The organism is Clostridium sp. CCUG 7971, assembly GCF_017590215.1.
GTDB lineage: Bacteria > Bacillota > Clostridia > Peptostreptococcales > Peptostreptococcaceae > Faecalimicrobium.
The window spans coordinates 1-1,882 of record NZ_JAFFPK010000158.1 but is presented as its reverse complement, the minus strand read 5'-3'; the positions used below and the strand labels follow the sequence as shown (position 1 = coordinate 1,882).

2 protein-coding genes and 7 tRNA genes are annotated in these 1,882 nt (G+C 32.5%); all 9 read left to right on the top strand.

Annotated elements, in window-relative coordinates:
• Positions 1-26 precede the first annotated feature (26 nt).
• The 9 genes from JWF52_RS17200 (at position 27) to JWF52_RS17160 (ending at position 1,429) form a co-directional block, all read left to right on the top strand.
• Positions 27-103, top strand: a tRNA-Met gene (locus JWF52_RS17200).
• A gap of 8 nt (positions 104-111) precedes the next feature.
• A tRNA-Ile gene (locus tag JWF52_RS17195) sits at positions 112-188 on the top strand.
• Positions 189-208: 20 nt separating this feature from the next.
• Positions 209-285: transfer RNA gene (locus tag JWF52_RS17190), tRNA-Pro, on the top strand.
• A 13-nt stretch (positions 286-298) separates the two neighbouring features.
• Positions 299-375 (top strand) — tRNA-His (locus JWF52_RS17185).
• Positions 376-384: 9 nt separating this feature from the next.
• A tRNA-Cys gene (locus JWF52_RS17180) sits at positions 385-458 on the top strand.
• 7 nt (positions 459-465) lie between these two features.
• Positions 466-542: transfer RNA gene (locus tag JWF52_RS17175), tRNA-Arg, on the top strand.
• A gap of 7 nt (positions 543-549) precedes the next feature.
• A tRNA-Val gene (locus tag JWF52_RS17170) sits at positions 550-625 on the top strand.
• 120 nt (positions 626-745) lie between these two features.
• Entirely contained in the window at positions 746-997 is a 252-nt protein-coding gene (locus JWF52_RS17165; RefSeq protein ID WP_208334719.1) for a DUF2508 family protein, read from the top strand.
• 18 nt (positions 998-1,015) lie between these two features.
• On the top strand, positions 1,016-1,429 hold the full coding sequence (locus tag JWF52_RS17160) for a hypothetical protein (RefSeq protein WP_208334718.1): 414 nt from the start codon (positions 1,016-1,018) through the stop codon (positions 1,427-1,429).
• The last annotated feature ends 453 nt before the right edge of the window (positions 1,430-1,882 follow it).

Genomic DNA, 1,882 nt, shown 5'->3' with positions numbered 1-1,882 from the left:
TCCGCCTCTGGGCACCAATACATTATGGCGGTATAGCTTAGTTGGCTAGAGCGTTCGGTTCATACCCGAAAGGTCACAGGTTCGACTCCTGTTACCGCTACCAATATATGTGGACCATTAGCTCAGTTGGTTAGAGCGCCCGGCTCATAACCGGTAGGTCCGGGGTTCGAGTCCCTGATGGTCCACCACTTTTAGATTAAAGTAATATCGAGGTATAGCGCAGTTTGGTAGCGCACTTGGTTTGGGACCATGGGGCCGGGGGTTCGAGTCCCTCTACCTCGACCAATATATATATATGGTGGGTATAGCTCAGTTGGTTAGAGCGCCAGATTGTGGCTCTGGAGGTCGTGAGTTCGACTCTCATTATCCACCCCATAAAAGTAAGGCGACATAGCCAAGTGGTAAGGCAGTGGACTGCAACTCCTTGATCCCCAGTTCGAATCTGGGTGTCGCCTCCATAAATGTGCGCCTATAGCTCAACTGGATAGAGTGTCTGACTACGAATCAGAAGGTTAGGGGTTCGAGTCCCTTTGGGCGCACCATATACGCGGGATTATAGCTCAGCTGGGAGAGCACCTGCCTTACAAGCAGGGGGTCACAGGTTCGAGCCCTGTTAATCCCACCAGTAACCTCTAGTGAAATTCACTAGAGGTTTTTATTTTATCTTTTTATTTTATGTAGTAATGTATATGAATTATATAAACTGTCAAAATTCATAGTATATGTAAACTATGGAGGATAAAATATGTCTAAAAGAAATAAGATTGATAAAGATAAGGAAAAACAAAAAATAATGAAAGAGATAAAAAGAGCTCAGGTAGAAGTTAAAACTGCAGAGCATTTTTTTCAATTTGTTAGTGATCCAGAATTAGTAGATGTTGCCATATATGATTTAGAGGCTAAAAAATCTAAATACAGATATTTAATAAGGATGGCAAAAGAAAAAGGTATAAAAAAATCTTTGAAAGAATCTTTAATCGAAGCAATAGCTAAGTAAACTTAAGGAGATGATGATTTGTATATAGTTTTTGGGAATGAAATAATTGACAGTATTGAAATAAAAGTGGCTATAGAAGAAAATAGTGAATTTATAGTTGAAAAAGATATGACTAAAGGTAGTAAAAGAGAAGACACTTTAGCTTATCAAATTAGTATAAGTATAGATGAACTAAATGAAATAATAAAAGAAAACTATGAACTAGATGATATAGAACAAGAAGATTTATTTGATGAATATATGACATTAGCTGATGAATTAGCTATGGAATTAGAAGAACTAATGCCAGAAGATGTTATAATGAATGCTAGAGCGTATAAATGGGATAATTCAGATGATACTATAAAGGTAGTAATAGCCATGGCACATGAAGAATTAGGTGAATTAAAACTTTCTGATATAACAAAGAGGTTATTATCTCAAGTTGATTAATAATGCATAAAAATATAAAACTAAAAATTATAAATTAGTACCAATTGATTATAATTTAAATACATAAATAGATATGTACGAATAGATTATTTTATAAAAATTATAAATTATTGTATAAAATAATCTATTTTACATAATATAAAAAGGCACATATTGCTTGAGTTATTATACTATCCATGGAAAATAGATAGATTATATTAAATATCTTATTTGGATTTAATTTATAGATAAAAATATTTAAATTATATCTTTATAAACAAATTTAAATATAACTTTTAAATTATTTTTATAATGAATAGATTTCTCAAATTAAGTGATATTCAGGGCTTTAGCTTGTAAGTTAAAAATAACAGTAAAAAATATCACAAAAAGTATTGACGATATAAAATTAAAATGGTATAGTATTACTTGTCCTTAAGAAAAGGGCAAATAAGTAAAAAACAACAGAAAAAA